7 protein-coding genes are annotated in these 12,093 nt (G+C 37.1%); 4 read left to right on the top strand and 3 right to left on the bottom strand.

Features of this window, described 5'->3' with window-relative positions; all coding sequences use genetic code 11:
* Positions 1-221 precede the first annotated feature (221 nt).
* Positions 222-701, top strand: coding sequence for a phosphohistidine phosphatase SixA (gene sixA, locus B5D82_RS02070; RefSeq protein WP_081154246.1), 480 nt, complete (start codon positions 222-224; stop codon positions 699-701).
* 39 nt (positions 702-740) lie between these two features.
* On the opposite strand, the gene smrB is transcribed toward sixA, so the two are convergent.
* Positions 741-1,283, bottom strand: a complete 543-nt coding sequence (gene smrB, locus B5D82_RS02075; RefSeq protein WP_081148833.1) for an endonuclease SmrB — start codon at positions 1,281-1,283, stop codon at positions 741-743.
* An 86-nt stretch (positions 1,284-1,369) separates the two neighbouring features.
* Here smrB and prmB point away from each other — a divergent pair, with 86 nt between their 5' ends.
* From prmB to B5D82_RS02090, 3 genes are all read left to right on the top strand, one after another.
* On the top strand, positions 1,370-2,293 hold the full coding sequence (prmB, locus tag B5D82_RS02080) for a 50S ribosomal protein L3 N(5)-glutamine methyltransferase (RefSeq protein WP_245807537.1): 924 nt from the start codon (positions 1,370-1,372) through the stop codon (positions 2,291-2,293).
* A 107-nt stretch (positions 2,294-2,400) separates the two neighbouring features.
* The gene (gene aroC / locus B5D82_RS02085) at positions 2,401-3,492 is read left to right on the top strand and encodes a chorismate synthase (RefSeq protein WP_081148836.1); all 1,092 of its coding nucleotides are present in this window, start codon (positions 2,401-2,403) and stop codon (positions 3,490-3,492) included.
* A 32-nt stretch (positions 3,493-3,524) separates the two neighbouring features.
* Positions 3,525-4,691: an MFS transporter gene (locus B5D82_RS02090; protein ID WP_245807538.1), complete on the top strand. Its 1,167-nt coding sequence runs from the start codon at positions 3,525-3,527 to the stop codon at positions 4,689-4,691.
* Positions 4,692-6,445: 1,754 nt separating this feature from the next.
* On the opposite strand, the gene B5D82_RS02095 is transcribed toward B5D82_RS02090, so the two are convergent.
* Together B5D82_RS02095 and hsdR are read right to left on the bottom strand one after the other, a co-directional pair.
* The gene (locus B5D82_RS02095) at positions 6,446-9,535 is read right to left on the bottom strand and encodes a TrlF family AAA-like ATPase (protein WP_081148839.1); all 3,090 of its coding nucleotides are present in this window, start codon (positions 9,533-9,535) and stop codon (positions 6,446-6,448) included.
* Between the two features lie 29 nt (positions 9,536-9,564).
* Positions 9,565-12,081 (bottom strand): EcoAI/FtnUII family type I restriction enzme subunit R, encoded by a 2,517-nt coding sequence (hsdR, locus tag B5D82_RS02100; RefSeq protein ID WP_081148841.1) that lies wholly within the window; start codon positions 12,079-12,081, stop codon positions 9,565-9,567.
* Positions 12,082-12,093 lie beyond the last annotated feature (12 nt).

Raw genomic sequence — 12,093 nt, forward strand, 5'->3', positions numbered from 1 at the left:
TACCTTAAGGAATAAGATGAGTCCATTTTATTCTTAACCGATGTAACAAAAAGATAAACAATTACTTTACTATAGCGCTATTTATTAAGATATATACCTAATGTATTATTAACACTATATGGTTAGTGCTTTAATATAGTGGGTGTTTTAGTCTAACTAACTGAAAAAGCATGTTCACTTCACTGGGTGAACTATCAAATAGTGTTAAAATTAAGGTGTTTATGCAAATTTTTGTTATGCGTCACGGACAAGCTGAAATGGTTGCTCCTACCGATGCGCTCAGACCGTTGACTGAAAATGGCGTTGAAGAAGCTAAAGTTATAGGGCAATGGTTACGAGAAAAAAATCAGCCATTTGATTGTATTTTTGTGAGCCCATATACAAGAGCCCAACAAACGGCCGATGCCCTAATAAGCCAGCTAAGTAATGTAGCTAACAGACAAACATTAAAAATTATTACACCTGAAGATAATGCTAAGGATGTACATGATTATTTAGATGCAGTTTGCGGAGCTGAGCAGTATCAAAATATTTTACTCGTGTCACACATGCCTTTAGTGAGTTATTTGGTTGCTGAGCTGACAAGTGACCACGCAATGCCAATATTTCAAACCGCCTCAGTAGCGCAAATTGAATATGATATGGATAAGATGCTTGGCGAGCTTATTACTTTAATTTCACCAAACGATATTAAGCTGTAGCTTTAAAATTATTGTTATTTTTGATTGTATTAATACGGCTTAATCACGAATGAATTTGTCTTTCAATTCAACTAAAACCAATATCGCGCCATTACCACCCCATTCTAATGGCGCTTGATGAAAGGCCATTACATCTGGGTGTTGTACTAACCAATGTGGTACTTTGTTTTTCAATACACGGCCACCTAAACCATGAACGATACAAACACATTGGGCATGTTCTTTGTCGCAAGCGGCCAGTAAAGCGGCAATTTCACGTTTCGACTGCTGTTGATCAAGGCCATGTAAATCTAAAATTAAATCTGGGGTATATTGGCCTCGTCGTAAATTTTTGGCTTCAAAACTATCAACACCTTCACGAACATACTTAACCGGTCCATGACTATTTAAGTCAGGTTCAAATTCATCAGAGAAGTGAAACTCGGCTAGGGCTTTTTTATCTTTTTGTTTTGTTAACGACGTTTTCTGCTTGATGGTTCTTTTTTCCGGGTGTACCCTGTCTTGTACCATGGGTTTTACCTTACCGATGGCATCTTTAAATAACTTTTTTTCTTCCGCATTAAGTGCGTCTTTAAATTTCATTTGCGAAGTCTAAAAACATCGACGAACAATAACAAGTGAAAGTATAATAAAAAACAAGAGTTATGATGAAAAAACCTGAGGAAAGCGTGGAAATAATAAATATTGTAGAAGTAAGCGAGCAATTACATACCGTTAATGATTATGTGCGTTTTGGTGCTAGTCAATTTAATCAAGCCGAGTTGTATTTTGGCCACGGTACCAATAACGCTTGGCATGAAGCACTTACTTTAGTTATGCATCAACTTGCTCTACCTCAAGAAATAGCCAATGACTTAATGCAATGTCGGTTGCTAGCAGAAGAGCGAGTGGCAATTTTACAGTTATTTGAGCGCCGAATTGTTGAGGGGCTCCCCGCCGCATATTTAACTAATCAAGCCATGTTTTGTGGTTTACCCTTTTATGTTGATGAACGCGTATTAGTGCCACGATCGCCAATAGGTGAATTAATCGAGCATAATTTTTCAGGTTTAATCGATAATGCGCCAAATCGGATTTTAGATTTATGTACAGGTAGTGGTTGTATTGCCATAGCCTGCGCTGTAGCTTTTCCTGAAGCCGAGGTTGATGCGGTTGATCTTTCTATTGATGCACTTAATGTGGCGCAAATCAATATCGATGGTCATGGTTTATCAGCACAAGTTATTCCAATTCAATCTGACGTTTTTTCTGGGGTAGCGGGGCAAAGCTATGATTTAATAGTGACAAATCCACCTTATGTCGATCAAGAAGATGTCGATTCATTGCCGCAAGAATATTTACATGAGCCAGTAATGGGCTTAGGTAGCGGTTTTGATGGCCTAGATATAGTACGACAAATTTTGGCACAAGCGGCGAACTACCTTAGCGATAATGGGGTATTGATTTGCGAAGTGGGTAATTCACAAATTCATTTAACGGCTGCTTTTCCAAATGTACCATTTCAGTGGTTGAAGTTTGAACGAGGCGGGCATGGTGTGTTTCGCTTAACTAAAGCACAATTAGAAAATCATCAGCTAGATTTCGAGCAATAATAATTAATAGCAACCAGATTGATAAATTTTCCCGGTTGCTACTCTGATACCCTATTAATCCTATAATATAATAGGGTATCTCATCAATTTAACGGGTAAGATTCATTATGTCAGGTAATACTTTCGGTAAGTTATTTACGGTTACTTCATTCGGTGAAAGCCACGGTTTAGGCTTAGGCGCCATTATTGATGGTTGCCCTCCGGGCCTTGAGCTTTGTGAGGCTGACTTGCAGCATGACCTTGATCGCCGCCGACCTGGCACATCTCGTTTTACAACCGCGCGCCGTGAAGCTGACGAAGTCAAAATAATGTCAGGTGTTTTTGAAGGTAAAACTACCGGTACACCGATTGGTTTATTAATTGAAAATACTGATCAACGCTCGCAAGATTATGGTGATATCGCGAAAACATTTCGCCCTGGCCATGCCGATTATACATACTGGCAAAAGTATGGCATTCGTGATTATCGTGGTGGCGGTCGTTCTTCGGCTCGTGAAACCGCGATGCGCGTTGCTGCTGGTGCGGTGGCAAAAAAATACTTAAAACAAAAATTTGGTATTACTATTCAAGCATGCGTGACACAAATTGGTGAAGTGTGTGCTGAAAATATAGATTGGAACATTGTTGAAGAGAACCCGTTTTTCTTTCCAGACGCTAATAAACTTGAGCAGTTAGACGAGTTATTACGTGGCATTATGCGCCAAAAAGACTCCATCGGCGCTAAATTAATGGTCGTAGCGAACAATGTGCCGGTTGGTTTAGGTGAGCCTATTTTTGATCGCCTAGATGCTGATATCGCGCACGCGTTAATGGGAATTAATGCGGTTAAAGCGGTAGAAGTTGGAGATGGCTTTGGCGTGGTTAATCAAAAAGGCTCAGAGCACAGAGACGAGTTAACACCAGAGGGCTTTGCGTCTAATCATGCTGGTGGTGTTCTAGGGGGGATATCTTCAGGACAACCTATTGTTGCGTCAATTGCATTAAAGCCAACTTCTAGTATAGGTGTGAGTGGGAAAACCGTTGATCTTGCTGGTAAGCCTGCCGATATTGTGACTAAAGGTCGCCATGATCCTTGTGTTGGTATTCGTGCCGTGCCTATTGCCGAAGCCATGTTAGCCTTAACCTTGATGGATCATTACTTAAGACATCGAGCGCAGAATATGGATGTAGTCTGTCAAACGCCAGATATCGAAGGCTAAATTAGCGTTTTATCGCTTTGGAGTATTGAATATTGGCTTCAAAGCAATTCGTTGGTCTGTCGATAAACTATTTCTGGTACTTTGGTATTCTAGGGTTAGTCGTACCTTTTTTATCTGTATTTCTTGATGCTAGAGGTTTTACTTCGCTTGAAATTGGTGAAATATTAGCGGTTATCACCGCGGCAAAAATAGTAGCGCCTTCATTATGGGCGCAGCTTGCTGATAAGTCAGGTAAACAACTTATTATAGTGAGAGTAGGTGCACTACTGACATTAATTTGCTTTAGCTTAATTATATGGGCATACAGCTATTGGCCATTAATGTTTAGTTTGGCGATGTTCAGCTTATTTATGACCTCAATATTGCCTCAACTTGAAGTAATGACCCTGAACTCTATTCGAAAAAGTGCGAAAATATATGGCCGTATTCGTTTGTGGGGTAGTATCGGTTTCATTATTGTTGCGATGCTAAGTGGCGAACTAATTGAGCGGTACTCTGCAGAAGCCTTTAGTTATATTGGGATTGTTATTTTAGTTGGGCTTTGTATTTCAACACTGCTGAGTAAACAACCTAGAATAGCTAATAAAGTTACCCTTGATAACGTCTCTATTAAAACTAAAGTATTCAATACTAATTTTTTGCTATTTTTCTTTGCAGGCTTAATGTTGCAAATGAGCTTTGGACCCTATTATGTATTTTTCGCCTTATATCTTCAAAACTTAGCTTACTCAGGTTTTTTAATTGGTCTTTTCATCGCCATTGGTGTGGTGGCAGAAATTGGTATTTTTGTTTTCGCGGCACTCTTCTTTAAAAGCTTTTCATTAAAAACATTAATTTGCATGAGTATTTTATTAACCTCGTTACGTTGGTTTGTGGTTGGACACTTTGCGGATAGCGATATGGCATTAGCATTTTCTCAACTTATGCACGCCCTAAGCTTTGGTTTATACCATAGTGCTAGCATCGCTTTTATTCAAAGGCATTTTAATACTAATCAGCAAAGTCGCGGGCAAGCTATTTATATTGGAGGCGTTTACGGTGTGGGTGGCGCGGTTGGTGCCTATGTCGCAGGTATATTATGGCAAGATGGCATAGGTGCAGTGATCACCTTTGACTTTGCAGCAATAACTGCACTCATTGGCGGTATTTTAGCTTTGTTTTTACGTAATAAGCCTATTATCGAAAGGGCCATAAACTAACTGAAAGTATTAATTGAAATAAATCAATCAGAGAATACAGTGCTGAAAGCATGCTCTTAGCATAAGTCGAATATATTTTTCGACTACATTTTCAGAATCGCTTAATTCAGAATCGCTTTATCTAAAATGTGCCTCAGATAATATTTTTAATAAATTTTTTATAGCGATTATATTACCCAAAGAGAAGTTTAAAAAGTTTATATAAGCCACTATGAACTCAATAACTTTTCTAGCTAAATTAGAGTAAAGCAAGAGGGAAAAACAGAGGAAATCATCCATGATCAACACTCCCTGTTTTATATTCGTCCTTGTGGTAGCTCCTAGCTACCTTACTTCATCCTGAAGCATCCTTAACCAAGCGTCCTGCTTCGTGTTGTTGCCAACATCAACAATACTAGAAGATAATATTTATAATGCAAACGACAAATTCATTTAATTTATTTAGCTTGCATATTTTAGCGTTTTTTAGACAAAATAAAGACGTGAGCAGGCATCTTAAATAATTAATTTTTTTCTGTGGTTCACTTTATTGTAACTTTATGTTTCTGTATTTTAAGTTAAATATTTTATTTGAGTTTTGCTTATATTGCTTTTGTAAATAATAAAAATATATTAACAATTATTTTTAGTTTTTTTTCATTTCTTTAAAAACATGCAATTTAGTAAGTTAATCATAAGTTAATTTATCTCATTAATAATAACATCTGTTTAACAGGCGCTCCGAAGTGATGTGACAGACATACAATAACTTGTACCTCATCTTTTATCGATATTCTTAATTAGCATTAATCAAGTTACGCAATTGAAACTGTGAAGACCCGCTTTTAATATAATAAACTGAGCTTTACGCATCGCCATATATTTTTATTAAGATCTAAAACAGAGTTTTGTCGCACATGAGCAGGATTTTAGGATTTTAGACACAAAAAAAGACGCTACAAGGCGTCTTTAATCGTTTAGATGGTGGCCCCTCCCTGACTTGAATCATTATGTGGTAAAAAATATTTTGTTTTTCTTACTGACCGTAGGGAGCGAGGTGTGTGTATTTTTGTAAGTTTTTTTATGAATGTCTTAGTAATAGGGGTGTTTAGCTTGATATTTAGCTCCATACATTGTAAATATTTTTTTGATTTTTAATTTTTACATATATGCAGGTGATTTGCGTATATTAAGTATTTAACTTTCTTGCATAAATGAACTCCTTCCAGTGAAATGCCAATGTTCGTTTCGAGCAAGCTCAAATACGCTCCATCGGCTAATGTAAAAAGTAGAGATTTTGATAAGTTTAGCTTAATTGAAAGGTAGGAATAAAAGTCTAACTTACGGACATAATGTTAATCTAATTGATGTACAATTAGATTAACTCATCAATGCGGCTATAATTAGATTTTAGAGGTCTTTCATCATTATCTAAAGCAACTATCGTCTATACTTAAACAGCACACTATTAGCTGTCATTTTGCCACTTAGTGTATTTAAGTGTAGCCTTATTTAAAACCATTCTCTTCAAGTCACTCATTGTGAAGTGATTCAGCATTTTTGTATAAATTAGCAAACTGAAAAAACTGCTTTGGTTGGAATTGAAATAATTGGATTTCAGCTTCTGGATAAAAATTGTTATTTCCAGTCCAATTTCCAATTATCTCTTTATGCTATTTTGCAGGAAAAAAACTTCCTGCTGATATTTATATTTAGAAGAATCTTTAATTTTTGCATTATAGTAGTGCGGACTTCACTCTAACTCATTGCTCATATTAATCCTTGTTGTACTTTTGTTCGCGATTATTAAACGCTGGCATTGTACCTTCCAACACATTCACCACTTTCTGGTTGATTACGCGGCTCTCTATAGCGCCTGTCGTATATGTAATACTGCTATCATTTTTCCTATTAAAATCACAATGAATGATCTGCTCTGCATCACAAACAACAGCCAAATTTGGGTTATGAGTCACCATTATTATTTGACGGCTTTTTTTCGCCTCACAAAGTACAGGAACCAACAAGCTGACAATAGTCTCGTTATCTAAGTTTTCTTCAGGCTGATCCAAAATTATCGGCATACTTCCCTTATCAACCAATAGATAGAAAATTAAGAGCAAGGCTCCTCGTTGACCAGGTGACAATTGTTCGATATGTGCATCTTGAAATAACAACGTATAACGTGGTGTTAAAAAGCCTAAACTATAAATTAAATCATAAACTTCATAAGGTTCTTTATTTTTCCGCATAATAGATTTTATGCTTGCTGTATCATTTGATGTGCCATGCAGCTTCAATAACAAGTCTGATGTAAAGCCCTCAACACCTTCTTTTGTATTGATATCATTCTTATCCATAAGACTTACGATTAGATTAAAACTCTCTTCCTCCCCCCTAAACTCGCCAGAGCTTTGTTTAATGAGTTCAAATAATTTGCTACTAAAATATTCGGAAGTACATGTTATTTCAGATCTAAATTGCAGTTTATATTCATCTCGGATCAAGCTATTGTTCTGAATTAACTGTTGGACAGGATTAAATAACAACTCTCTTGATGATCTTTGTTCATCCAAAACATTAAAAATCTCTAATGTTAACTTTCCTCGTTTCTCTAATTGATCTTCTTTCGTTGCTGGTATTTTATCAAGTTGTTCAAGCCTTGCCTTGAGACCTAGTAATGAATCTGGTTCGTCTTTATTGCCTTTAGCATTAGTAACCTTTGCTTCCCAAGCAATAATGTCTTCAAGATATTTTTGATAAATCTGCTGCGGTGCATCCAATTGCGTACTTAGTTTAGATTGTTTATCTTTCAAAGTGACAATTTGATCATCAAGTTTTGATTGCTCTTCCTGTAATTTGATCTTCTGTTCTGTGGAAGTATTTTCAACTTCTTCCAACTTGTCATAAGAGACTGTTAACTGTGCTAAATTATTTAGACTTAATCCAATAACTTTTGCGTCAGGTTCAGCATTAATCTCAAACTCAATAAAATTTCGTTTCAGTAGACCCAAATGCTCACGTAAGTTTTTGCATGCTTTTAATTTTAGAGAAAATGACGTAATTAAATCATTATTTGAAGTTTGTATATCTACCGCAGCTTTAATATTGTCTGCAAGTTCAGATAATTGGGTTGTAAGTGCTTTTTGCTCTACAGATAGTTCTTCTGTTGGTTTTATAATTTCAACAGGCTTAATGTTATTCATTTCATCAATAACATGCTGCTTATGAGTAATTCTCTGTAATATAGAGCTACGAATCCTAGGTTCTAGCTGGGCTTCATTCTCTGCTATTTCTTTATTCAATTTAGATAAATTTGCTCTAACATGCGTAAGTTTATCTCTGACAGAGTTTTCTTGAATATCAATTAATTGATCAAAATCTAAAGCTCCTAGCCTGATACTTTCATCAGCATGAGAGAAGATTACAGCTCTAAGTTCTTTTTCAAAAGCATTACTCTTGCCTGATACATGGGCATTACAAAGCTCTTCAAAATGTCCTTGTGGGATGTATTTTACTAATTCAACTGATTCAACGTCAGGATTTAATGCAAGATTTTTAGAAATACTTGTAGAGTCCGCCCATAAAAGTTCCGCATCAAAATACTTAGCGGGTTCTCCATTACGGCCTCGAAACCTTTCTTTTTTAAGAAAGGAAAAATGGTGACTTTGCTTAGAGTTTCCTAATAGTGCTGTTATGTCTGCCAAAGCACTTTTACCACTTCCTTTGTTACCTATTATTGCAACTAGGTCAGAGTTCAATGTAATTGATGTTGCATCTAGCCAATTTCCAGTCTCTGGCTTAGCTTCTGTATTTTTAGATATCTTTATAGTTTCAATAAACTGGCTTTTATTAGTTTCATACAATTCAAGTTTACTTGGCTTAGCGCCTATACAAGAACGTTTAGCTGGTTCCTTTATAGCTTGCTTTAATCCTGCAAAAGTTGGATTTGCTTTAATCCAGGTGATTTTACCCGAAGGATAATCCCCATAACCTCGTTTATCATTATCGCCTGACACACCTACAAATTGATGGGCATCACTGCCAGAAACAGCTAGCCTTGGTATATTTTTTAATGTCTCTTGAAAAGAATCAATCCATTTTATATTTTTATTTGTTTTAACTCCTGCAAAAGCTTCCCATGATTCTTGCTTTCGAGTTTCAAAAATTGGCGAGGTTTTAAAAAGCCCAAGAGTGTATGAGTAATGCGCATTTCGAGCTATATCAGTTAAACCGTCATATGTATCGAAAGGCATAAATCCAATAGCTTGATCATTAGGAACTTTTTTAATAGCATCCTTATAACTATCACAATTCAATTCCGCCATAACTGATCCGGCATGCAAAGCATGTTCATCAAAATCATTAACCTTACTGATGTCAAATGAATGATGGCTTAACTTATCTGTACCAACAGTTCTTGCAAACTGTATTAATGCATCATCGGATAAGTTTTTAGGGTCCTGACCAGGAAATTCGATTTTAAGGTTTGATTTAAAGTCACGTAGATCTTGATCTTTTATCTTATCAGAAAAAATCACATGAGCATTCAAACGACCCTTCATTGGAGCCATTAATCGCAATTCAATACCTGGAAAAACAGTCTTATTCAATTTAGGTGCATCTGCTTGCTTGAGCCTATTCTTTAGAGCAAACCAACCACCAAAGGTCCAATAGTCCATTAATGCAAATACTGCTGGTTTAGCATTATTTAAAGCATTTATCATTTCATCTACTAGTGCATTGTTTGATGCTGATAAAGGATCTCCTTTAAATTTTTGTCCGTTCCAATGAAATGAAGCTGGTGTATGAATGTGAAGATCCCACTGTCTCCATTCTGACCCTTTAGGGTAATTACTGCTCATATATACTTAATCCTTTAATTTATTATTCATTATTCATATAAATACTTCTGACAACCAACAAATGCATTGCTAATAATAGGTATCGAACCCAATGTTTCTGCGGCATCGCTGATCGAGCCATACTTCAATTCAAGTAATGACTTCATGTTGGTGCGTGATAACTGAGATACACCGTCTCTAATATAATGACTAAGAATGAAGTCGATAAACTCACGTTGTTTGTCATCAGTAAAAGTATCCCTAATTGGTGAACCAGCTTTCGTTACTCGCTCTTTACGAGACAGTGCTTCTGAGGCGTAAGCAACAAAGGCTAATACGTCATATACATCACTGTCTTTCGCATCAATGAGCGCTTTCATGTCTTCAAGTTTTTCGCTGTCGTAACCTAAGTCATTAAGATTAATTAGCAATGCTTCCCTTGTCGTTGGGTCACTCCAGATAGACCTAAGCTGCTCTTCGTTTTCAAAAAATTGTGGCAAATCATCAAACAGGTTTTGTAAAAACTCTTGGATAGGAATTGGCTTACCTTCTGCGCTCCAGAACATTACCGATGAGATGTGTTGAATTTGGCGTGATTTGCCATCGCTAAGCTTTATAACGACCTTTTCTTTACAGGTACATGGTAAGTTATTACATACATCACAAGGCTCTGGTTCACATATACAGGGGTTGTTATCACATTTAGGACAATTTGGTATAGGGCATGAACATGGGCTGTCACCACATTCTTCACACGGAGGCTCAGGGCAACAACAAGGGCTAAAGCCACAAGTTTCACAAGGCTCTTTTATACAACTACAGGGTGTATCATCACAAACGGTACATGGATCTTCTGGTAATGGCTCACCATCCCATTCAGGGTCGGCAAAGTTATGATGCGCTTTTACAAAATCATAAATAGTGAAGTAGTCTTTACCGTCATATACCCGCGTACCACGACCAACAATTTGTTTGAATTCAATCATGTTCTTACATTCACGCATTAACACGATATTTCTTACGTTTCTGGCATCAACACCAGTAGATAATTTACGAGAAGTCGTCAGTATTGTGGGTATCGTTTTTTCGTTGTCTTGGAATATTTTTAGATCTGTTTCACCCGCTTTACCGTCATTAGCCGTTACCCGTACACAATAGCTAGTATTAGTGGTCCAGCCTTTTTTAACAGCATAGGTATTGATATAATCACGAACAAAACCTGCGTGTGCTTGGGTTGCACAAAACACGAGTGTTTTTTGCTGAGGATTGATGCTGTCCATCCAATACTCAACACGTCTTTCTTCACGCTTATCTATAGTAATAATGCGGTTAAAGTCACCTTCTTTATATACTTTACCTGGCTCTGGTTCGCCTTTAATAACGGCTCCATCGCCCGGAGTGAAAATGTACTCATCCATTGTGCCAACGATTGGGTAAACTTTAAAAGGCGTTAAGAAACCATCGTTTATGCCCTCTTTAAGCGTATAGCTATAAACGGGTTCACCGAAGTATTTATAAGTATCCGAATTATCTTTTCGCTTTGGTGTAGCGGTTAAACCTAACTGAACAGCAGGGGAAAAATATTCTAATACCGCTCGCCAACTACTCTCATCTTTAGCTCCGCCACGGTGACACTCATCAATCATGATAAAATCAAAGAAGTCTGCTGGGTAGTCGCCAAAGTAAGGTGCATCATCACCGTTAACATCCTTACCTGACATGAATGTTTGAAAAATGGTAAAGAACACACTGCCGTTTTTAGGTACTCGACCTTTCTTTTTAATTTCACTTGGGTCGATACGAACTATGGCATCTTCTTCAAAAGGAGAGAATGAGTTAAAAGCTTGGTCTGCGAGTATATTTCTGTCGGCTAAGAATAAAATACGCGGTCTGCGTTTAGCTTGTGCTGGTGTTTTTTGAGCGCTTAAGCTCCAACGGCTATGGAATAGTTTCCACGCTAATTGAAAGCCAATAAAAGTCTTTCCTGTACCAGTAGCTAACGTTAATAGCACTTTAGGTGCGCCTTTAGCGATAGCTTCTAAAGCATTATTAATGGCGTTATCTTGATAATAACGAGCAGTCCAACTGCCGCCTTTGGTCTCATAAGGCACATCAGCAAAACGTTGTCGCCATTGAGTAGCAAAGTCAGGCTCTTGCGCATCAAAGGTTAATGCCCAAAGTTCTTGTGGTGACATAAACTTATCAACCAAACCAGCTACGCCAGTTTTCATGTCAATCTGATAAATTTCATGACCATTGGTGGCATAAGCAATACTACATTGTAGACGAGTAGCATAGTCTTTAGCTTGACGAACACCTTCGGTATAACTTAATTCTTCTTTTTTGGCTTCAACTGCGGCAAGTTTTTTACCTTGGTAAACTAAAACGTAGTCACTGGTTACACTATCACCACGTTTACCGCCTGTTAGTATACGACCAGGGCATATGACCTCTCTACGAATAAAGCTATGCTCTAATTCACTCCAACCAACATGATGTAGTTTGGGATCAATTAAATCTGCTCGTGTATCCGCTTCGTTTTTATATCCTTTATTGCTTGAGGCCATCAATAATTTCCT

It is taken from the genome of Cognaticolwellia beringensis (assembly GCF_002076895.1).
Taxonomy (GTDB): domain Bacteria; phylum Pseudomonadota; class Gammaproteobacteria; order Enterobacterales; family Alteromonadaceae; genus Cognaticolwellia; species Cognaticolwellia beringensis.

Excerpts from the sequence above, each read along its gene's own strand:
- aroC (WP_081148836.1), top strand. The coding sequence starts at position 2,401 with ATGTCAGGTAATACTTTCGGTAAGTTATTTACGGTTACTTCATTCGGT.
- sixA (WP_081154246.1), top strand. The coding sequence starts at position 222 with ATGCAAATTTTTGTTATGCGTCACGGACAAGCTGAAATGGTTGCTCCT.
- smrB (WP_081148833.1), bottom strand. The coding sequence starts at position 1,283 with ATGAAATTTAAAGACGCACTTAATGCGGAAGAAAAAAAGTTATTTAAA.
- hsdR (WP_081148841.1), bottom strand. The coding sequence starts at position 12,081 with ATGGCCTCAAGCAATAAAGGATATAAAAACGAAGCGGATACACGAGCA.
- B5D82_RS02095 (WP_081148839.1), bottom strand. The coding sequence starts at position 9,535 with ATGAGCAGTAATTACCCTAAAGGGTCAGAATGGAGACAGTGGGATCTT.